Origin of the sequence: Bacillus sp. FSL K6-0923, assembly GCF_038630825.1 — a bacterium.
In the GTDB taxonomy this organism is placed as follows: Bacteria; Bacillota; Bacilli; order Bacillales; family Bacillaceae; genus Bacillus; species Bacillus pumilus.
Genome location: NZ_CP152044.1, coordinates 17155 through 37532, shown reverse-complemented (window position 1 = coordinate 37532; position 20378 = coordinate 17155). Strand labels below are relative to the sequence as shown.

Annotated in this window: 16 protein-coding genes, 3 tRNA genes, 2 rRNA genes, 1 other RNA gene and 1 other annotated feature; of the genes, 5 read left to right on the top strand and 17 right to left on the bottom strand. The window is 43.3% G+C overall.

Annotated elements, in window-relative coordinates:
- Positions 1-10: 10 nt before the first annotated feature.
- The 11 genes from MHI16_RS00180 to tadA all read right to left on the bottom strand — a co-directional run bounded on the left by MHI16_RS00180 (position 11) and on the right by tadA (position 9521).
- Positions 11-2941 (bottom strand): 23S ribosomal RNA (locus MHI16_RS00180).
- A gap of 98 nt (positions 2942-3039) precedes the next feature.
- Positions 3040-3115 (bottom strand) — tRNA-Ala (locus MHI16_RS00175).
- A 14-nt stretch (positions 3116-3129) separates the two neighbouring features.
- Positions 3130-3206 (bottom strand) — tRNA-Ile (locus MHI16_RS00170).
- 95 nt (positions 3207-3301) lie between these two features.
- Positions 3302-4850, bottom strand: a 16S ribosomal RNA gene (locus tag MHI16_RS00165).
- Together the 16S and 23S rRNA genes with 2 tRNA genes alongside form the textbook arrangement of a ribosomal RNA operon.
- A 276-nt stretch (positions 4851-5126) precedes the next feature.
- Positions 5127-5390: a pro-sigmaK processing inhibitor BofA family protein gene (locus MHI16_RS00160; protein WP_008342006.1), complete on the bottom strand. Its 264-nt coding sequence runs from the start codon at positions 5388-5390 to the stop codon at positions 5127-5129.
- A gap of 66 nt (positions 5391-5456) precedes the next feature.
- Entirely contained in the window at positions 5457-5681 is a 225-nt protein-coding gene (locus MHI16_RS00155; RefSeq protein WP_003218088.1) for a YaaL family protein, read from the bottom strand.
- An 18-nt stretch (positions 5682-5699) separates the two neighbouring features.
- Positions 5700-6296: a recombination protein RecR gene (gene recR / locus MHI16_RS00150; protein ID WP_003218094.1), complete on the bottom strand. Its 597-nt coding sequence runs from the start codon at positions 6294-6296 to the stop codon at positions 5700-5702.
- Between the two features lie 15 nt (positions 6297-6311).
- Positions 6312-6635, bottom strand: coding sequence for a YbaB/EbfC family nucleoid-associated protein (locus MHI16_RS00145; protein WP_008342011.1), 324 nt, complete (start codon positions 6633-6635; stop codon positions 6312-6314).
- Between the two features lie 26 nt (positions 6636-6661).
- Complete coding sequence (gene dnaX, locus MHI16_RS00140; protein WP_003218100.1) at positions 6662-8374, bottom strand: DNA polymerase III subunit gamma/tau; 1713 nt, start codon at positions 8372-8374, stop codon at positions 6662-6664.
- 329 nt (positions 8375-8703) lie between these two features.
- Positions 8704-8968: signal recognition particle sRNA large type (gene ffs, locus MHI16_RS00135), an RNA gene on the bottom strand.
- A gap of 76 nt (positions 8969-9044) precedes the next feature.
- The gene (gene tadA / locus MHI16_RS00130; protein ID WP_058015899.1) at positions 9045-9521 is read right to left on the bottom strand and encodes a tRNA adenosine(34) deaminase TadA; all 477 of its coding nucleotides are present in this window, start codon (positions 9519-9521) and stop codon (positions 9045-9047) included.
- A 79-nt stretch (positions 9522-9600) separates the two neighbouring features.
- Between tadA and MHI16_RS00125 the strand changes: the two genes are divergently transcribed.
- The 4 genes from MHI16_RS00125 to MHI16_RS00110 all read left to right on the top strand — a co-directional run bounded on the left by MHI16_RS00125 (position 9601) and on the right by MHI16_RS00110 (position 12861).
- Complete coding sequence (locus MHI16_RS00125; protein WP_081042373.1) at positions 9601-10155, top strand: isochorismatase family cysteine hydrolase; 555 nt, start codon at positions 9601-9603, stop codon at positions 10153-10155.
- Positions 10156-10200: 45 nt separating this feature from the next.
- Positions 10201-11502, top strand: a complete 1302-nt coding sequence (locus MHI16_RS00120) for a glycoside hydrolase family 18 protein (protein ID WP_058015900.1) — start codon at positions 10201-10203, stop codon at positions 11500-11502.
- A gap of 79 nt (positions 11503-11581) precedes the next feature.
- A complete protein-coding gene (locus MHI16_RS00115) occupies positions 11582-12205 on the top strand; it encodes a deoxynucleoside kinase (protein ID WP_058015901.1) in 624 nt (207 codons plus the stop codon).
- Positions 12202-12861 carry a deoxynucleoside kinase gene (locus tag MHI16_RS00110; RefSeq protein WP_058015902.1) on the top strand — a complete coding sequence of 220 codons (660 nt, stop codon included), beginning with the start codon at positions 12202-12204 and terminating at the stop codon, positions 12859-12861. The genes MHI16_RS00115 and MHI16_RS00110 overlap by 4 nt, the downstream gene beginning before the upstream one ends.
- Positions 12862-12950: 89 nt before the next feature.
- Here MHI16_RS00110 and MHI16_RS00105 read toward each other — a convergent pair.
- From MHI16_RS00105 to pdxS, 5 genes are all read right to left on the bottom strand, one after another.
- A tRNA-Ser gene (locus tag MHI16_RS00105) sits at positions 12951-13043 on the bottom strand.
- Positions 13044-13172: 129 nt separating this feature from the next.
- A complete protein-coding gene (locus MHI16_RS00100) occupies positions 13173-14003 on the bottom strand; it encodes a methyl-accepting chemotaxis protein (protein WP_058015903.1) in 831 nt (276 codons plus the stop codon).
- Positions 14004-14105: 102 nt separating this feature from the next.
- Complete coding sequence (serS, locus tag MHI16_RS00095) at positions 14106-15380, bottom strand: serine--tRNA ligase (protein WP_058015904.1); 1275 nt, start codon at positions 15378-15380, stop codon at positions 14106-14108.
- Positions 15381-15429: 49 nt separating this feature from the next.
- Positions 15430-15647, bottom strand: a binding site (T-box leader).
- 53 nt (positions 15648-15700) lie between these two features.
- Positions 15701-16291 (bottom strand): pyridoxal 5'-phosphate synthase glutaminase subunit PdxT, encoded by a 591-nt coding sequence (pdxT, locus tag MHI16_RS00090; protein WP_058015905.1) that lies wholly within the window; start codon positions 16289-16291, stop codon positions 15701-15703.
- A 21-nt stretch (positions 16292-16312) separates the two neighbouring features.
- The gene (gene pdxS / locus MHI16_RS00085) at positions 16313-17197 is read right to left on the bottom strand and encodes a pyridoxal 5'-phosphate synthase lyase subunit PdxS (protein WP_034666107.1); all 885 of its coding nucleotides are present in this window, start codon (positions 17195-17197) and stop codon (positions 16313-16315) included.
- A 245-nt stretch (positions 17198-17442) separates the two neighbouring features.
- Between pdxS and MHI16_RS00080 the strand changes: the two genes are divergently transcribed.
- Positions 17443-18921, top strand: a complete 1479-nt coding sequence (locus MHI16_RS00080) for a PLP-dependent aminotransferase family protein (protein ID WP_058015906.1) — start codon at positions 17443-17445, stop codon at positions 18919-18921.
- A 40-nt stretch (positions 18922-18961) separates the two neighbouring features.
- On the opposite strand, the gene MHI16_RS00075 is transcribed toward MHI16_RS00080, so the two are convergent.
- Positions 18962-20287, bottom strand: a complete 1326-nt coding sequence (locus MHI16_RS00075) for a D-alanyl-D-alanine carboxypeptidase family protein (protein WP_058015907.1) — start codon at positions 20285-20287, stop codon at positions 18962-18964.
- Positions 20288-20378: the final 91 nt, after the last annotated feature.

Here is a 20378-nt window from a genome sequence, read left to right as displayed (position 1 = left end):
CATTAGAATATAGGTTAAGTCCTCGATCTATTAGTATCTGTCAGCTCCACGTGTCACCACGCTTCCACCTCAGACCTATCAACCTGATCATCTTTCAGGGATCTTACTTCCTTGCGGAATGGGAAATCTCATCTTGAGGGGGGCTTCATGCTTAGATGCTTTCAGCACTTATCCCGTCCGCACATAGCTACCCAGCGATGCCCTTGGCAGAACAACTGGTACACCAGCGGTGCGTCCATCCCGGTCCTCTCGTACTAAGGACAGCTCCTCTCAAATTTCCTGCGCCCGCGACGGATAGGGACCGAACTGTCTCACGACGTTCTGAACCCAGCTCGCGTACCGCTTTAATGGGCGAACAGCCCAACCCTTGGGACCGACTACAGCCCCAGGATGCGATGAGCCGACATCGAGGTGCCAAACCTCCCCGTCGATGTGGACTCTTGGGGGAGATAAGCCTGTTATCCCCGGGGTAGCTTTTATCCGTTGAGCGATGGCCCTTCCATGCGGAACCACCGGATCACTAAGCCCGACTTTCGTCCCTGCTCGACTTGTAGGTCTCGCAGTCAAGCTCCCTTGTGCCTTTACACTCTGCGAATGATTTCCAACCATTCTGAGGGAACCTTTGGGCGCCTCCGTTACATTTTAGGAGGCGACCGCCCCAGTCAAACTGCCCACCTGACACTGTCTCCCTGCCCGATAAGGGCAGCGGGTTAGAAGGTCAATACAGCCAGGGTAGTATCCCACCGATGCCTCCACCGAAGCTAGCGCTCCGGTTTCCAAGGCTCCTACCTATCCTGTACAAGCTGTACCAACATTCAATATCAGGCTGCAGTAAAGCTCCACGGGGTCTTTCCGTCCTGTCGCGGGTAACCTGCATCTTCACAGGTACTATAATTTCACCGAGTCTCTCGTTGAGACAGTGCCCAGATCGTTGCGCCTTTCGTGCGGGTCGGAACTTACCCGACAAGGAATTTCGCTACCTTAGGACCGTTATAGTTACGGCCGCCGTTTACTGGGGCTTCAATTCGCACCTTCGCTTACGCTAAGCGCTCCTCTTAACCTTCCAGCACCGGGCAGGCGTCAGCCCCTATACTTCGCCTTACGGCTTCGCAGAGACCTGTGTTTTTGCTAAACAGTCGCCTGGGCCTATTCACTGCGGCTTCTCGGGGCTTTAACACCCTAAGAAGCACCCCTTCTCCCGAAGTTACGGGGTCATTTTGCCGAGTTCCTTAACGAGAGTTCTCTCGATCACCTTAGGATTCTCTCCTCGCCTACCTGTGTCGGTTTGCGGTACGGGCACCTCTCACCTCGCTAGAGGCTTTTCTTGGCAGTGTGGAATCAGGAACTTCGCTACTAAATTTCGCTCGCCATCACAGCTCAGCCTTCACGGGAAACGGATTTGCCTATTTCCCAGCCTAACTGCTTGGACGCGGATATCCAATACCGCGCTTACCCTATCCTCCTGCGTCCCCCCATTGCTCAAATGGTGAGGAGGTGGTACAGGAATATCAACCTGTTGTCCATCGCCTACGCCTTTCGGCCTCGGCTTAGGTCCCGACTAACCCTGAGCGGACGAGCCTTCCTCAGGAAACCTTAGGCATTCGGTGGACGGGATTCTCACCCGTCTTTCGCTACTCATACCGGCATTCTCACTTCTAAGCGCTCCACCAGTCCTTCCGGTCTGACTTCACAGCACTTAGAACGCTCTCCTACCACTGTTCGTAAGAACAGTCCGCAGCTTCGGTGATACGTTTAGCCCCGGTACATTTTCGGCGCAGAGTCACTCGACCAGTGAGCTATTACGCACTCTTTAAATGGTGGCTGCTTCTAAGCCAACATCCTGGTTGTCTAAGCAACTCCACATCCTTTTCCACTTAACGTATACTTTGGGACCTTAGCTGGCGGTCTGGGCTGTTTCCCTTTCGACTACGGATCTTATCACTCGCAGTCTGACTCCCAAGGATAAGTCATCGGCATTCGGAGTTTGACTGAATTCGGTAACCCGGTAGGGGCCCCTAGTCCAATCAGTGCTCTACCTCCGAGACTCTTACCTTGAGGCTAGCCCTAAAGCTATTTCGGAGAGAACCAGCTATCTCCAGGTTCGATTGGCATTTCACCCCTACCCACACCTCATCCCCGCACTTTTCAACGTGCGTGGGTTCGGGCCTCCATTCAGTGTTACCTGAACTTCACCCTGGACATGGGTAGATCACCTGGTTTCGGGTCTACGACCACGTACTCATGCGCCCTATTCAGACTCGCTTTCGCTGCGGCTCCGCATCTTCTGCTTAACCTTGCACGGGATCGTAACTCGCCGGTTCATTCTACAAAAGGCACGCCATCACCCTTTAACGGGCTCTGACTACTTGTAGGCACACGGTTTCAGGATCTATTTCACTCCCCTTCCGGGGTGCTTTTCACCTTTCCCTCACGGTACTGGTTCACTATCGGTCACTAGGGAGTATTTAGCCTTGGGAGATGGTCCTCCCGGATTCCGACGGAATTTCACGTGTTCCGCCGTACTCAGGATCCACTCTGGAGAGAACAACATTTCAGTTACAGGGCTGTTACCTTCTTTGGCGGGCCTTTCCAGACCTCTTCGCTTATATCGTTCCTTTGTAACTCCGTATAGAGTGTCCTACAACCCCAAGAGGCAAGCCTCTTGGTTTGGGCTGTTCCCGTTTCGCTCGCCGCTACTCAGGGAATCGCATTTGCTTTCTCTTCCTCCGGGTACTTAGATGTTTCAGTTCCCCGGGTATGCCTTCTCATACTCTATGTATTCAAGTATGGATACTACTCCATTACGAGCAGTGGGTTTCCCCATTCGGAAATCTCCGGATCAAAGCTTGCTTACAGCTCCCCGAAGCATATCGGTGTTCGTCCCGTCCTTCATCGGCTCCTAGTGCCAAGGCATCCACCGTGCGCCCTTTCTAACTTAACCATTTCTTACTTTAGAAAGAATCACTATGTGTGATGAACTTTGCATTGCATTCAATGTGAATGTATTACTTATTGTTATCTAGTTTTCAAAGAACACGTTGGTGGAGCCTAGCGGGATCGAACCGCTGACCTCCTGCGTGCAAGGCAGGCGCTCTCCCAGCTGAGCTAAGGCCCCGATTTAATAGAAGATGGTGGGCCTGAGTGGACTCGAACCACCGACCTCACGCTTATCAGGCGTGCGCTCTAACCAGCTGAGCTACAGGCCCATCTTTCATATCGAAGATATGATGTTGTAGGATCTTTTGTAAGTTCCTTCAAAACTAAACAAGACGAAAACGCACACTGCTCCATATATCCTTAGAAAGGAGGTGATCCAGCCGCACCTTCCGATACGGCTACCTTGTTACGACTTCACCCCAATCATCTGCCCCACCTTCGGCGGCTGGCTCCATAAAGGTTACCTCACCGACTTCGGGTGTTGCAAACTCTCGTGGTGTGACGGGCGGTGTGTACAAGGCCCGGGAACGTATTCACCGCGGCATGCTGATCCGCGATTACTAGCGATTCCAGCTTCACGCAGTCGAGTTGCAGACTGCGATCCGAACTGAGAACAGATTTATGGGATTGGCTAAACCTTGCGGTCTCGCAGCCCTTTGTTCTGTCCATTGTAGCACGTGTGTAGCCCAGGTCATAAGGGGCATGATGATTTGACGTCATCCCCACCTTCCTCCGGTTTGTCACCGGCAGTCACCTTAGAGTGCCCAACTAAATGCTGGCAACTAAGATCAAGGGTTGCGCTCGTTGCGGGACTTAACCCAACATCTCACGACACGAGCTGACGACAACCATGCACCACCTGTCACTCTGTCCCCGAAGGGAAAGCCCTATCTCTAGGGTTGTCAGAGGATGTCAAGACCTGGTAAGGTTCTTCGCGTTGCTTCGAATTAAACCACATGCTCCACCGCTTGTGCGGGCCCCCGTCAATTCCTTTGAGTTTCAGTCTTGCGACCGTACTCCCCAGGCGGAGTGCTTAATGCGTTAGCTGCAGCACTAAGGGGCGGAAACCCCCTAACACTTAGCACTCATCGTTTACGGCGTGGACTACCAGGGTATCTAATCCTGTTCGCTCCCCACGCTTTCGCTCCTCAGCGTCAGTTACAGACCAGAGAGTCGCCTTCGCCACTGGTGTTCCTCCACATCTCTACGCATTTCACCGCTACACGTGGAATTCCACTCTCCTCTTCTGCACTCAAGTTTCCCAGTTTCCAATGACCCTCCCCGGTTGAGCCGGGGGCTTTCACATCAGACTTAAGAAACCGCCTGCGAGCCCTTTACGCCCAATAATTCCGGACAACGCTTGCCACCTACGTATTACCGCGGCTGCTGGCACGTAGTTAGCCGTGGCTTTCTGGTTAGGTACCGTCAAGGTGCGAGCAGTTACTCTCGCACTTGTTCTTCCCTAACAACAGAGCTTTACGATCCGAAAACCTTCATCACTCACGCGGCGTTGCTCCGTCAGACTTTCGTCCATTGCGGAAGATTCCCTACTGCTGCCTCCCGTAGGAGTCTGGGCCGTGTCTCAGTCCCAGTGTGGCCGATCACCCTCTCAGGTCGGCTACGCATCGTCGCCTTGGTGAGCCATTACCCCACCAACTAGCTAATGCGCCGCGGGTCCATCTGTAAGTGACAGCCGAAACCGTCTTTCATCCTTGAACCATGCGGTTCAAGGAACTATCCGGTATTAGCTCCGGTTTCCCGGAGTTATCCCAGTCTTACAGGCAGGTTACCCACGTGTTACTCACCCGTCCGCCGCTAACATCCGGGAGCAAGCTCCCTTCTGTTCGCTCGACTTGCATGTATTAGGCACGCCGCCAGCGTTCGTCCTGAGCCAGGATCAAACTCTCCGAAAAAGTACAAAACCGAAGTTTTGTTTTTCGTCAGCGTTTGACTGACTACCTATGATATTTCATAGGATTTTTTTATAAAAACTCGAATTAACAGGTACGTTTTGTCTTGTTTAGTTTTCAAAGAACTTGTTTACCGCTTCAGAAGCGACTAGAACATCATACCACATTTAAATTGTTAATGTCAACAACTTTTTTGTTATCATGTTTTTTCGTTTCTTCGTCATCAGCGACGTATATTAATTTACCACCATACAGGATCAAAGTCAACAATATTTTTCATTAAATAATAAATTTTTCTATTACGACTAACGCTGCTACGCCTGGGATGCCCAATAAACCACTGATTCCACTTGTTACAGGGTTAATAGAAACATGTAATCCTAGACTCTCACCAAATAGATTGAGGCAAAATAAAAAAAGAGCACCTGCCACAAACTTAACTCCGATCAGCCCTAACCATTTGAAGGGGTTCGCTTGAACACCTGACATAAACAACAATAGCACAGCTAGCAAAATTGATCCGATCACAATAACAGGTTCCATAATCCTCTCATCTCCTCTTCATAAGAATAGTACAAGCATATGAGAGGACTATATAAAATAGACCTGCTATCTCCAGTTGTTTAAACGTAAATTCCTCTTTTTCGCTTCTCTTAGATAGAAAAAGTACTTCGCTTGAGCAAGCTTTAATTCGAATAGAATGTCCGGTGAAGGCTCAACGCTATTTGCGACAAGCTTTTTTTGTCTGTTCCATTCTTCCTTTTGCTTAAAAAGCTGTTGAATTAATTTCTCATCGAATTCTTTTCGAATTGATTTTCTGCGAAGAAAACCCATGTACCGTACTTCTCCTTCCTACATCTCACGTCTGCCCTCTAGAGCTTTAGACAGTGTGACTTCATCCGCATACTCTAAATCTCCACCTACTGGTAGTCCGTGAGCAATACGAGAGAGTTTAATTCCTGATGGTTTCAACAATCTAGAGATATACATGGCTGTAGCCTCTCCTTCAATGTTTGGATTGGTTGCAAGTATTACCTCTGTCACTTGATCGTCTTGCAATCTTTTTAACAGGTCAGGAATTTTAATATCCTCTGGGCCAATGCCATCCATCGGCGAAATGGCACCATGAAGCACATGATATAAGCCGTTGTATTCTTTCATCTTTTCCATTGCGATCACATCTTTTGGATCTTGCACTACACAGATAACAGATTGATCTCTTCTTGTATCTTCACAAATATAGCAAGGATCTTGATCTGTGATATGGCCGCATACCGAGCAATAAGTTAAATTACGCTTTGCGTTAACAAGCGCCTTCGCGAAATCTAGTACGACATCTTCCTGCATACTAAGAACAAAAAAAGCCAGACGGACCGCAGTTTTTGGTCCGATTCCTGGCAATTTCATAAAGCTGTCAATCAGCTTTGATATTGGTTCAGGATATTGCATCTTCAGTTATTCCTCCTAGAATAAACCTGGCATGTTCATTCCTTTTGTGAATTGACCCATTGTTTCATTTGTTAACTCATCCACTTTTTTCAATGCGTCGTTTGTTGCTGCAAGTACAAGATCTTGAAGCATATCGATATCTTCTGGATCAACAACTTCTTCATTGATTGCTACATCGACAACTTCTTTTTGTCCATTTACTTTTACAGTGACCATACCGCCACCTGCTGTACCTTCAAGGACTTTTTCTGCAAGCTCTTCTTGAGCCTTAGCCATATCCTTTTGCATTTTTTGCATTTGTTTCATCATTTTTTGCATATTTCCCATTCCACCGCGCATATGAACACCACTCTCTTTCATTTTTATTAATCTTTAATTTCAATTAAATCGGTTCCTACTAACTTCTTAGCTTCTGCAATCAACGGATCTTCTTCAGCAGAAGTCCCCTGACCATCTGCCTGTTCATCCGGCTGATGATCTCTTAAAAATTCTTCTCTTATTTTACCCCATTGAGCGTCAGGAACGCCAACTAATTCCACTCTTTTACCTAACATAGACTCTAATAGCTGCTCAAGGTTGGTTCGAACACCACTTTTATCTTCAGCAACCATTTTACAATGTATTTCAAACTTGAATTTTAAAACAAAGGCATGAGTAGCAGCAGCAACTGGTTCACTGTCCGTTAATAGTGCAGCGTGAGACACCTTATTCTGCTGTTTCAAGTGGGCAAGGAGTTCTCCCCATTTGCCTTTAATTTTTTCTAACTCTGGACGTTTTGCTTCTTTTAGAATCTCGTGAATTCGGCCGACAGGTGCACGGTATCCATTTTTGTTACTCGTTTGTGGTCGAGGTGCTTCCTTTTTTTCTTGAGGATGATGAGAATGAGACATTGGCACACCCTCAGCTCTTATCCTAGATAGCTCCTGTTCCAACCTGTCTATTTTATCCGTTAGTGTCGTTAAATCAGCGTTAGCATGAGCTTGCGGTATTCCAGCCGTTGACTGACATAGCTTAACAACAGCTACCTCAAAGAAAATCCTCGGATGATTCGTCCATTTCATTTCTTGGTGACTTTTATTCAGCACTTCAATTGTTTCATATAGAAATTGAGGTGTCACACGATCCGAAAGCGTCACGAAATTTTCATCGACCTTTACCTTTTCAAGGACTCCTTCCAAATCTGGTGCTGTTTTATAAAGCAGCATATCTCTAAAATAAAAAATCATGTCCTCAATTAATTTAGCAGCATCTTTCCCCTGCTGAAGTAATTCATTTAAGGTATCTAACGCCACGGCAATATTTTGATCAAAAATTGCTTCGGCTAGCTGACTAATGAATTGCTGAGAAACAGCTCCTGTAATGAGCAGCGCATCATCAATTGTCAGTTGCTCACCACTAAATGAAATGGCTTGATCTAAGAGGCTTAGTGCATCACGCATACCACCATCAGCTGCACTAGCGATAATCTCGAGCGAGCCCTCTTGTACATTTAGGCTTTCTGCATCTACAATTTTCTGCATTCTTCCAACAATATCTTTTGTCGTAATTCGTTTAAAATCAAATCTCTGACAACGAGATATGATGGTGAGAGGAATCTTATGAGGCTCTGTGGTAGCCAAAATAAAGATACAATGAGCGGGCGGCTCCTCTAACGTTTTAAGAAGGGCATTAAACGCCCCGATAGAGAGCATATGTACTTCATCTATAATATAAACCTTATATGTAACCGCCGAAGGTGCAAACTTCACTTTATCACGTATATCACGGATTTCATCTACGCCGTTGTTTGAGGCAGCATCTATTTCGATCACATCTGAAATCGAGCCGTTTGTAATCCCTTTACAGGCATCACATTCATTACAAGGTTCACTCACAGGTGACTTTTCACAGTTCACTGCCTTCGCAAAGATTTTAGCAGCACTTGTTTTACCTGTTCCTCTAGGACCTGAAAATAAGTAAGCATGAGAAAACTTCTTCTGCAAAAGGGCATTTTGCAACGTTTTTGTGATGTGTTCTTGTCCAACAACATCCTCAAAAACTTGAGGTCTGAACACTCGATACAAAGCTTGATAACTCACAAATACGCCCTCCTCCATTTATCATCTTTTTTATTATACATGATGCACCGATCAATTCAAAAGCACACCTTTATTTTCTAATAAACGAAAATGATGATTTCAACTATAGATTTTCTACTTTCTGTGAATCAAAAACCTGTTTTCTAGATTTTCGAATTGATCTGCCACGCCACTAAGAACACTAGTTCTCATTGTGATTAATAAAAAACAAAAAGACTCAAAAAAGATTTTTTGACTATTTGTATAAAAAAAGCAGCTGAACTATTCTTTAAACAGCAACAAAAAACTCACCTAGATTACCTAGATGAGTTACATTTAATATTGATTTACCGTGCACCTTCTGTCGATTCGCTACCCCAAGCGTTACTTAAACAGTTAGCTCGGCCCAGGCAACCCTGCGGCACATGAGAGGTTTCACTTAATGCTGCTTCCTTCCGGACCTGACATGGTTCATGAATTCCCATTGCGCAGGACCCAGACGTCAACACCACTTATTTAAGGCAGACCTTGAAGTAAACGAACCTTGAGAAGGGATTCGGCCTCGCTAGAGCGGATTGCGAGTACAGGGCACCGCTACCTCCCCGCTTAGCACGGCAAAATGAATATTAAATTGTTAGTGACGCAGACATAAGTATACCTTCTTATAGTCGAAATTGCAAACGACATCCATTCATTTACTTTTAGCTTGTTTCTTTCGCTGACGGAGATTTCGGAAGAACTGACTTAACAGCTCACCACACTCATTTTCAAGTACACCACCAATGACTTCAGACTGATGATTGAACCGTTCATCATCCAGTAAATTCATTAAAGTACCTGCACATCCACCTTTTGGATCGTATGCACCGAAAACGACCTTTTTCACTCTAGAAAGGACAATCGCTCCCGCACACATAGGGCATGGTTCAAGCGTCACATAAAGTACAGCATCTTCTAAACGCCAGCTTCCAGTCGTTTTACACGCTTCATCAATAGCAAGTAATTCTGCATGTGCAATTGAACGCTGCTCTGTTTCCCTTAAATTATGAGCACGGCTCACAATTTGGTCATCTAAAACGATGATGGCACCGATTGGTACTTCTCCTATTTGTTCTGCTTTTAAGGCTTCAGAAATAGCTTCTTGCATAAACTGTTCATCTCTCGTCATAGCACGGCTCTCTTTTCATGTTTTTTAAAAGGATATTGAGGTTAACATATTAGCACAATCTTTTAAAGGGGGTCTTACTTTGCAAAAGCACCAAAAGGCACTGCTTATTATCGACATGATTAATAATTTTGATTTTGAAATGGGACATGTGCTCGCTGATAAAACAGAGCAAATGACCAATAAGATTTTAGCTCTTAAAGATCATGCTTTCAAGGAAAATTGGCCGATCATCTATATCAACGACCACTATGGTCTCTGGAAGGCTGATATTCAAGCTGTGATGGAAACATGCAAGAACGAAAGAAGCGCCCTTATTTTAGAGAGAATGGCACCATCTAAAGATGATTACTTCTTAATTAAACCGAAGCATTCTGCCTTCTATGGAACTGCATTAGAGACACTCTTAAATGAATTAGGTGTACACGACATCATTTTGACCGGAATTGCAGGAAACATTTGCGTTCTGTTCACTGCAAATGACGCATACATGCGAGAATACAACTTAATTGTACCTAAAGATTGTATCGCATCAAATGACAATAGAGACAACGAATATGCTTTAACGATGATGGAGAACGTTCTACTAGCAAAAATCACCACTGCTAAAGAGATCACGAATGAAAATCAAACATGATTTATCCATAACCCTCATAAATTGTTAGCAATAACAAAGGGGGCGTTGACTATTCAAATTTATGTTGTCAAAAGAGGAGATACTTTAAACGAAATTGCCATGCGTTTTAAAACAACAGTCAATGAAATCATCCGTACCAACGATATTGAAACACCAAATCAACTCGTCATTGGACAAACAATTGTCATTCCAATTAGAGGACAATTTTATGAGGTCAAACAAAATGACACACTTTATCAAATTGGAAGACGATTTCAAATTTCAGTGGAAGAGTTGGCACGTGTGAATAGAATACGGCCTGAAGCGATACTTCCTATTCGCTTCTTGCTCTATATTCCTCAAAGACCTAAAAGGAACATTAATTCGAATGCTTACATTGAACCACGAGGAAATCAAGTCAGTGAAAACTTAAAACAAGCAGCTAGAGAGGCCTCTCCATATTTAACGCATTTAGGCGCCTTTAGTTTTCAAGCGCAAAGAGATGGAACACTGAAAGAACCACCGTTAGATCAGCTACCTCAAATAGCCGCTCAGAGCAGAACCGTTTTATCCATGGTGGTGACTAACCTAGAGAATGATAAATTCAGTGATGAACTTGGGCAAATTCTTTTGAATAACCAATCTGTCAAAGCCACATTTTTAAATGAAATCGTTCGTGTTGCAAAAAAGTATCAATTAAAAGAAATCCATTTTGATTTTGAATATTTACGTCCCGCTGATAAAGATGCCTACATTCAATTTTTAAGTGAGGCAACAACCCGCTTCCATCAAGAAGGATGGACAATATCTGTTGCACTTGCCCCTAAAACCAGTAGTCAGCAAAAGGGGAAATGGTATGAAGCTCATGACTATGAAGCCATTGGGAAGATCGTCGATCATGTTGTATTAATGACCTACGAATGGGGATACAGCGGCGGCCCTGCGCAAGCAGTCTCTCCCATTGGACCTGTCCGCCAAGTCATTGAATATGCACTGACCGTTATTCCAGCTAATAAAATTGTTATGGGCCAGAACTTATACGGCTATGATTGGACGCTTCCTTACGTTCAAGGCGGTCCGATTGCTAAAGCTGTCAGTCCCCAACAAGCGATTGCAATTGCTAGAAATAATAATGCCTCCATTCTATATGACGAAACAGCACAAGCACCTTATTTTCGTTATACAGATGCCAATAATAAAGAGCATGAGGTATGGTTCGAAGATGCTAGATCAATTCAAGCAAAGTTCAACCTCATCAAAGAGTTAAACTTGAACGGAATTGCTTATTGGAAATTAGGTCTATCCTTTCCTCAAAATTGGCTCTTATTATCAGATCAATTTAATATTGAAAAAAGAACGACATCGTAATCCGTTCGCTCTATCTCTCAGGTGGGGTATGGTACAATATACATTGGTTTGACAACTTTATAGATAGAGGAGAACGCCTATGTATCCTGCCCCTTTTATTGCAGTGGAAGGCCCGATTGGAGCCGGAAAAACAACTTTGGCTACAATGCTTGCGAAGGAATTTCAATTTCCTTTAGTAAAAGAGATTGTAGAAGAAAATCCATTCTTAGATAAATTTTATGAAGATATGGAACAATGGAGCTTTCAGCTTGAGATGTTCTTTTTATGCAATCGGTTCAAACAATTAGAATCTATTCAAGAAACCTATGTGAATCAACAGCAGCCGATTGTCACTGATTATCATGTCTATAAAAATATGATATTTGCAGAAAGAACATTATCAAAAAAGCACATGGACAAATACAGAAAGATCTATCACCTGCTAACAGATGATCTTCCTAAACCAAATGCCATCATCTATATAAAAGCGAGCCTTCCTACCTTACTTGAAAGAATACAGATGAGAGGACGCTCTTTTGAAGAAGACATTGACCCGGCTTATTTAAAAACACTCATTGAAGATTATGAGCTGGCCATTGAACATTTAAAACAGACTGACCCAGGGCTTCCTATCATTACAATTGAAGGAGATCATACAGACTTCGTTTCCTCACAGCAAGATTACCAGCAAATTGTACAGAACATAAAGGAGCAAGTGCTATGAACAATATCGAAATACCAAAGGATGCAGTGATCACAATCGCCGGGACTGTTGGTGTCGGAAAATCAACTATGACTAAAACAATAGCGGACAAGCTCGGCTTTCAAACCTCTCTTGAAAAAGTAGATGATAACCCATACTTAGAGCCCTTTTATTCAGATTTCCAAAGATGGAGCTTCCATTTACAAGTTTATTTCCTCGCTGAGCGTTTTAAGGAGCAAAAGCGGATTTTTGAATCTGGTGGAGGATATGTGCAAGATCGTTCAATTTATGAGGACACGGGCATTTTCGCAAAAATGCATGCGGACAAAGGTACGATGTCTGAAGTAGATTATGAAACGTATACGAGTCTATTCGATGCGATGGTGATGACACCTTACTTCCCTCACCCTGATGTTCTTATCTATTTACACGGGGATTTAGATCATATTTTACATCGTATTGAGGAACGCGGCAGAGAGATGGAAACTCAAACGGATCGAGCCTATTGGGAGGAAATGTACACGCGATACACGGAATGGATCGAACAATTCGATTTATGTCCAGTGATTAAAATTAACATTGAAGATTACGACTTACTTCATGATGAAAGCTCACTTGAGCCCATTCTTCATGAAATAGCTTCTGTTATTCAAAAAAATCGCTCTAAAACAAAATAAAAAAAACCGCTGCATTTCGCGAATGCAGCGGTTTGACAATTCCAATTTTTATGCTTGCGTTTCAATTCAACTAAGGTAAAAAATCAATATGGCGGAGGAAGAGGGATTCGAACCCCCGCGGGCTTTGACACCCCTGTCGGTTTTCAAGACCGATCCCTTCAGCCGGACTTGGGTATTCCTCCGTATCGACAAGAATTAATATACCATATCGATTTATTTCAAGTCAACACCTTTTCGAAAAAAATTTCAATAAGTTATTTTGGCATGAGAATCTGCCCATAAAAAAGCAGCCATCGACGGCTGCTCTTGATCTATTTTGTATCCTGTCTAATCTCTTCAATAAAATGATTCATCTCTTCTTTAAACTCATTTAATGATTCGATAATTTTCGTAAAGTCTGTCACTTGTTTGGCTTGTTCATTTGTTGAGCTGCTGATTTGTGAGATGTTTTCAGACAAAGTGCCAATGCTGTCTTGGATCTCTTTTAAGAAGGTATTAATGGTTTCAGCCGCTTCCTTTGAGCCATCTGATAATTTACGAACTTCATCAGCTACGACAGCAAATCCTTTTCCATTCTCACCTGCTCTTGCTGCTTCAATTGCAGCATTTAGGCCTAGCAAGTTGGTTTGTCTAGCAATCCCGCCAATGGTTTTGACGACTTCTTCAATATTTGCGGATTTCTCTTCCGCTCTTCCTGCCTGTTCGCTTATTTCTAAACTTGTGGCTGCCAGCTCTTGTGAATGCGCAGCAATTTGCTCGATTCCACTTTGAAGTTCTTTCGCTACATCATTGATATGCTCCATATAACCACTTAGTTTCTTTTCACGATGATGTGAAAATGCCACTAAAAAAGAGCCAATTACTTTTCTATTTTCATCAAAGATCGGGTAACCTTTTACTGCAATTTCATAACCATATAAAGACTCTGGTAAATGACCGTCATATTCTTGTCCTCTTAATGTCGTCGCCACGTTTTGGTCTTCTGGGTTCAATGGGTCTCCAACCTTCATGCCAAAATCTATTGTGTTAGACGGATAGTAACAAAGCACCTTCTCTGTATCAGTGATGCCGAAAAGGATACTTTCATCTAGAACTTTCCTAACTAATTGAGCCATTTCAACATAATAGTCAAGCCTATTCAAGGTTATTCCTTCTTTCCTAGAAGCTTTTAGTATTTCTATCGGCTAAATTTAGGAAAACTGTAGGACTTTTGGGAAAAAGAAATAAGATGCCATAGCGGCATCTTATTTAATTACTTCTTTATTTCCCATATAAGGACGCAGTACTTCAGGAATAATCACAGTACCGTCCTCTTGTTGATAGTTTTCTAAAATGGCCGCCACGGTTCTTCCTACTGCTAAACCAGATCCATTTAATGTGTGCACATGTTCTGGCTTTGCTTTAGGCTCTGGACGGAATCGAATGTTTGCACGTCTTGCTTGGAACGCTTCGAAGTTACTGCAAGAAGAAATTTCACGATACGTATCTTGGCTCGGAATCCATACTTCGATGTCGTATTTTTTCGCAGCCGTGAAGCCTAAATCTCCGGTACACATGCTCATGACACGGTATGGCAGATTTAATAGCTGAAGGACTTTTTCTGCTTGGTTTGTTAGTTTCTCTAATTCTTCATAAGAATCTTCAGGTCTTACAAATTTCACAAGCTCTACCTTATTAAATTGATGCTGACGGATAAGTCCGCGTGTATCTCTGCCGGCAGATCCAGCCTCTGATCTAAAGCAAGCACTGAATGCTGCATAATTGATTGGCAGCTGTTCCCCTTCAAGAATTTCATCACGGTGCATGTTGGTAATAGGTACTTCAGCTGTTGGAATGAGGAAATAATCTTCTTCACGGATTTTAAAGGCATCCTCTTCGAATTTTGGAAGCTGTCCAGTCCCTGTCATGCTTGCTCTATTGACCATGTAAGGTGGAAGCACTTCAGTAAAACCAAACTCATCTACGTGCAAATCGAGCATAAAGTTGTATAGTGCGCGCTCTAAGCGTGCGCCTAGCCCTTTATAAAAAACGAAACGGCTTCCTGTGACTTTTCCTGCACGTTCAAAATCGAGAATGTTTAGTTCATCCGCTACGTCCCAATGTGGCTTTGGCTCAAATGAGAATGCAGGCTGTTTGCCCCATTTTCTCACTTCCACGTTGTCATCTTCTGTTTCCCCAACGGGTACAGTGTCATGAGGGATATTCGGAATAGAGAATAAGATGTGTTGCAAGCTTTCTTCTACTGTTCTTAGCTCATCATCCAGCTTCTTAATCTCATCTCCTACCTCACGCATTTCTTGAATAATGTGATCGGCGTCTTTCTTTTCTCTTTTTAGAACAGCCACTTGCTGTGATACTTCATTTCTTCGGCTCTTTAATTCTTCTGTTTTTCCGATTAGTTCTCTTCTTTTTTGATCCAGCTCACCAAACTTATCAAAATCTGCTAAATCTTCGCCTCGGTGTGCTAATTTTTCTTTGATTTGATCAAAGTCCGTGCGCAGTTGTTTAATATCCAGCATGTGTAACACTCCTTTTTTTATCGAAAAATAAAAAGAGCCCTCATCCCATGAAAGGGACGAGAGCTCTCGCGTTGCCACCCTGATTGAAAACATGCAGAAGCATGCTTTCCTCTTTCCTCTGTAACGGTATCACCGTAAATGCTTACTTTTTCGTGTTTCAGCATTTCGCTCAAGGATGGATTCAGACTGCATCTTTCACCGATTCGCACCAACCATCGGCTCTCTGAGAAAGAGGGGCTTCTTACTATTTCCCGTCAACGCTTTTTCGATCTTTGATTGTGATTTTAATGTACTATAAGTTTTATCTCTTTTCAACCGTTTTATACAGCGAGCTTCGTTTTATAGGACTTCACCATTTCAACAAACAGCTGTGTTAATCGGTGGTCGTCTGTCAGCTCTGGATGAAAAGAACAGCCTAAGATATTGTTTTCCTTCGCCATCACAATCCTGCCATCATATTCGGCCATGATGTCTACACTCTCATCTGCGCTGATAATATGAGGCGCACGGATGAACACTCCCGTAAACGGCGCATCCAGTCCTTTTACTTCTAAATCTGCTTCAAAGCTGTCTACCTGTCTGCCAAATGAATTCCGTGCAACAGATACATGTAACAGTCCAAGATGGGCATCGTCTCGATCTTCTATATGCGTTGCCAGCATAATCAAACCGGCACATGTTCCGAAAATCGGTTTCCCTTCTGCAGCGAACGATTTGATCGGTTCAATGAATTGGTACGTATCCATAAGTCTTCTCATCGTCGTACTTTCTCCACCAGGAATAATAAGACCGTCAACAGATGCTAGCTCTTCTGCTCGTTTGATGATCTTCCCTTCTGCGCCACAGGCTTCAATCGATTGAATATGCTCTCTCACGGCTCCTTGAAGCCCTAGTACACCAATTGTTAGCATGTTCGTTTGCCGCTCCCTTAATTACCAGCCACGCTCTTGCATACGCTCTTCTGGCAATAGATTTGAGATTTCAATTCCTTTCATGGCTGTTCCAAGCTCTTTTGAAAGTTCTGCAATGAGACGGTAATCTGTGAAGTGAGTCGTTGCTTCAACAATGGCTTTTGCAAATTTCGCTGGATTGTCTGATTTAAAAATACCAGATCCAACAAATACACCGTCTGCTCCAAGCTGCATCATTAACGCAGCATCGGCTGGTGTCGCAACGCCTCCCGCTGCAAAGTTAACAACTGGGAGCTTGCCGTCTTTTTTGATTTGAAGCAATAATTCGTACGGTGCTCCTAGGTTCTTCGCTTCTGTCATCAATTCATCTTCACTCATTGCTGCTACTTTACGAATTTGAGCATTGACCTTTCTCATATGACGGACAGCTTCTACAATGTTGCCTGTCCCAGGCTCTCCTTTTGTACGAAGCATAGAAGCGCCTTCTGCAATACGACGGGTTGCTTCACCTAAATCACGGCAACCACAAACGAAAGGTACTGTGTATTCATTTTTATTTAAATGGAACTCCTCATCTGCGGGCGTCAGCACTTCACTCTCATCAATATAATCAACACCAAGTGCTTCAAGAACACGAGCCTCGACGATATGGCCGATACGTGCTTTTGCCATGACTGGAATCGTTACTGCATTTTGTACTTCTTCTACGATTCTTGGGTCTGCCATACGGGCAACACCGCCGGCTGCACGGATATCAGCTGGTACGCGTTCTAGTGCCATAACTGCCACCGCACCTGCTTCTTCTGCAATCTTTGCCTGTTCAGCATTGACGACATCCATAATGACGCCACCCTTTTGCATTTCTGCCATTCCACGTTTCACTCGTTCAGTTCCCTTATTGCTCACAATAGTTTCCTCCCATTTGTCAATTCGATTGATTTACCCCTTTATCATACAAGCGAGACAGTATAACAATAAAGAGAATAGTATAACAATTCAATTAGCCAAAAAAAAAGCTTAAACCCTTGTATATAAACGATTACCTACTAAAAATATGTCATTCTTTCTTTGAAGTGTCATTTACATGCTATAATACAACTATAACAATTCAAATTCATGTATAACAATTTTGCACTCAATGGAGGTTTCTCATGCATATTGATATCCATCGACATTCTGATACATCGCTTTCAAATCAGATTTACTTTTCAATCATTGATCATATCCAATCGGGTTTGCTTCAACAGGGAGATAAGCTGCCAACTGTGCGTGATTTGGCAAAGCAGCTGAATGTGAGTCTTGTCACGGCAGCAAAGGCATACACTCGGCTGAAGGACGACGGATATTTAACGACTGTGCAAGGAAAAGGAACGTTTGTGGATGAGCTGCAAAAGCAGTCAGATGTTCCGGTTCCGTCATCTACCTCTTTTGACTGGCAGTTATCCATTCCGGATTATTTACCACGATCTCAATTTGCTCAGTATCACTATGTCGAAGAAGCGATCAACCTTTCTTCCTCTATGATCGATCCAGGGCTTTTGCCAAACCGGTATTTAGAAAAGGAAATGCAGCATGTCCTAGCCAGACATCCTCAAATCATGTCTAAGTATGGGGAAATTCAAGGGGATCTTCAGCTTCGGCAAGTCATTCAGTCTTTTTTAGAAAAGTTGGATGTGCCTTCTACTCCTGAGAATATCCTTGTAACTAGTGGTTCTCAGCAAGGGCTTGATTTGGTCGCACGTGCGTTTATCGGTCCTGATGATGTAGTTGTCATGGAAGCACCAACCTATCCAGGCGCCATTGATGTCTTTATGGGTAGAGGGGCAAGAATTATTACAGTCCCTGTTGATCATGAAGGAATGAACATGAAGCAGCTTCAAAGCATTTGTGATAAGTATAAACCAAAGCTCATCTACACGATTCCTACTTTTCACAGTCCGACAGGCGCAAGTATGTCAATGAAACGCAGAAAACAACTTCTCTTACTGGCTCAAAGTATTGATTGTCTCATTGTAGAGGATGATCCTTATCGTGAGCTATATTTCGAAAAGAAGCCGCCTGCACCTATTAAAAGTCTGGATCATGATGGACATGTCATTTATTTACGCGGTTTAAGTAAAACACTTGCTCCAGGATGCAGAATTGGGATTATTACTGCTTCAGGCTCGATATTTAATCGTTTATTAGCTGCAAAGGCCAATAATGATTTAGGCAGCCCTCTTCTCACACAAAAAGCCATTCTGCCATTTCTGACTTCAAAGAAAATGATTGATCATACAAAAAAGCTGCGAACCGCCTTGAAGGTGAGACGTGATTTAATGATAGATGTGTTAACGAAGCATGCACCAAAAGATGTGACGTGGCAAAACCCTCAGGGTGGGCTCAATTTATGGCTTAGCTTTCCTTCCTGGGTTGATACACGTGCACTGCTGCATGAGGCACGCAAACAGCAAATCACCTTTCTGCCTGGCTCTGTGTGCTATCCTGGGGAGCCGAAGCAAAACTATATCCGCCTCAGCTTTTCTTATGTGAATGAAAAAGCGCTATCTGAAGGCGTGGAAAAATTATGTGGTATTTTTCAGCAAGCCGTGTCCACTCCTCAAAATCACAAACAATCGCTTTTCTTTTAACGATAAAAAACTGCTCTCATACATAGAGAGCAGTTTTTTATTAGAACCAACCTTTTACTGTGTCAACGATTCCGCCCCAAATGCCAGCGAAGAATCCACCTACACTACGCATTGCAAGGATGAACCAGTTTGCTTTTTCATCGCCTGTTTTCGTTATTAGCTCAACACCTGATTGATCTTTATTCAAATAGCCGTAGTCCTTCTCATCACCTGAATAAGAAGTCGTCAGCATGCCAACCTTCGTTCCTTTTTTCATAGGAGCTTCTAGTTTCGTTTTCTCGATATTTACTTTTGCTTTGAAGCTCTTTTCGTCGCCATTTTTTACTGGCACAGAGAAAGCTTCTTTCGTAACGACAGGTACTTCTTTGTCTTTGCCTTTGTCGACTTCGATGTTTTCATGTCCTTTGATCTGTTGACCTTTTTTGTACATTTCTTTCATTGTGAAGTTTTTAAACGCATAATCGAACAGTTTTTTCGCCACGTCGAAACGTGCTGTATGAAGATTACCTTTTGCATTCAAGATCACTGCGATGACACGCATGTCACCTTGTTTAGCGGTACCTGTGAAGCTAGAACCAGCTGAATCTGTAGAACCTGTCTTTAAGCCGTCTACACCTTCATATTCCTTCACAAGTCCTTTAAGCATGAAGTTCCAGTTAGGCATGTCCATTTCATCGTCTGTGCCTTCTCTGAACTTTGTTTTCGCAATACTTGATGTTTCAAGGATTTCTGGATGGTCTTTGATGAGATGCTGTGCAAGCAATGCCATATCTTTCGCAGATACTTCACTTTCTTCATCAGGACCTGTACCCTTTGGCTGTTTGCCATGTAAGTCTTTATTTTCTAGTCCAGTTGCATTCACGAATTTGTAATTTGTTAAACCTAGTTCTTTCGCTTTTGCATTCATTTTTTCAACGAACTTCGATTCTGATCCAGCAATCACTTCTGCTAAGCCAATTGCTGCTGCATTTGCCGAATAAATAGCCGTTGCTTGATAAAGTTCTTTCACTGTATACGAGCCATCTTTTCTCAAAGGAACGTTTGATAAACTGCGGTCCTGAGAAATTTCGTATACATAATCATCTGGCGTATACGTTTGATCCCATTTCACTTTGCCTTCAGCAATCGCCTCTAGTAATAGATACTCTGTCATCATCTTTGCCATACTTGCAATAGGCAGTCTTTGTTCTGCGTTCTTACTATAAAGGATCTTACCTGTAGAAGCTTCAATTAGGATCGCTGCTTTCGCATTCACATTGAATGGATCTTCAGCTGCTTTTGCTTTGGACATTGGTGTAAATGCTGTCACAATCAATGCCAGAGCAAGGATAGAGACCATAAGCTGTTTCAATATCTTGCTGTTCAATCGTCATACCTCCGTTATCATCTTTTTCGACATATTTCATATATATTTAATCCACAAGGGCTTATTTCAACACAACAGTATAAATTTTATC

What these genes read in the sequence shown, in the direction of transcription:
- serS (WP_058015904.1), bottom strand. Translation starts at nt 15,380, where the DNA reads ATGCTGGATATTAAACAACTGCGCACGGACTTTGATCAAATCAAAGAA.
- MHI16_RS00145 (WP_008342011.1), bottom strand. Translation starts at nt 6,635, where the DNA reads ATGCGCGGTGGAATGGGAAATATGCAAAAAATGATGAAACAAATGCAA.
- MHI16_RS00155 (WP_003218088.1), bottom strand. Translation starts at nt 5,681, where the DNA reads ATGGGTTTTCTTCGCAGAAAATCAATTCGAAAAGAATTCGATGAGAAA.
- MHI16_RS00110 (WP_058015902.1), top strand. Translation starts at nt 12,202, where the DNA reads ATGAACAATATCGAAATACCAAAGGATGCAGTGATCACAATCGCCGGG.
- pdxT (WP_058015905.1), bottom strand. Translation starts at nt 16,291, where the DNA reads ATGCTAACAATTGGTGTACTAGGGCTTCAAGGAGCCGTGAGAGAGCAT.
- MHI16_RS00115 (WP_058015901.1), top strand. Translation starts at nt 11,582, where the DNA reads ATGTATCCTGCCCCTTTTATTGCAGTGGAAGGCCCGATTGGAGCCGGA.
- recR (WP_003218094.1), bottom strand. Translation starts at nt 6,296, where the DNA reads ATGCAATATCCTGAACCAATATCAAAGCTGATTGACAGCTTTATGAAA.
- MHI16_RS00080 (WP_058015906.1), top strand. Translation starts at nt 17,443, where the DNA reads ATGCATATTGATATCCATCGACATTCTGATACATCGCTTTCAAATCAG.
- tadA (WP_058015899.1), bottom strand. Translation starts at nt 9,521, where the DNA reads ATGACGAGAGATGAACAGTTTATGCAAGAAGCTATTTCTGAAGCCTTA.
- MHI16_RS00160 (WP_008342006.1), bottom strand. Translation starts at nt 5,390, where the DNA reads ATGGAACCTGTTATTGTGATCGGATCAATTTTGCTAGCTGTGCTATTG.